Below are 237 nucleotides of genomic sequence, written 5' to 3'. Positions count from 1 at the left end.
CTTCAACGCGGCTATTCACGTTGGCGCCGTTCGACAGGTCTTCGAGAAGCAGTTGTTGCGTGGTGTCACGCTTCAATTTGAGCTGATCGAGATTGGCCTTTTCCGCCTGCACTTCGGAAGCGATCTCGCTCCGGCGAGTATCGGAAAGTCCCTCGAGATTTCGCGTCGTCTCGTTGATCGCTTGACGGCCCCGCATGATGGCCGTCACGAGGTCGAGCCGGTCGGAGCGATAGGTGG

1 pseudogene is annotated in these 237 nt (G+C 58.6%); it reads right to left on the bottom strand.

Annotated elements, in window-relative coordinates:
- Nucleotides 1-237 (bottom strand): annotated as a pseudogene (locus AF337_RS25830) (exopolysaccharide biosynthesis protein); the annotation flags it as partial.

Origin of the sequence: Rhizobium ecuadorense, from assembly GCF_001187535.1 — a bacterium.
Lineage (GTDB): Bacteria > Pseudomonadota > Alphaproteobacteria > Rhizobiales > Rhizobiaceae > Rhizobium > Rhizobium ecuadorense.
Note: the sequence above shows the minus strand (reverse complement) of the source record. Positions and strands in the feature narration are given on the sequence as shown.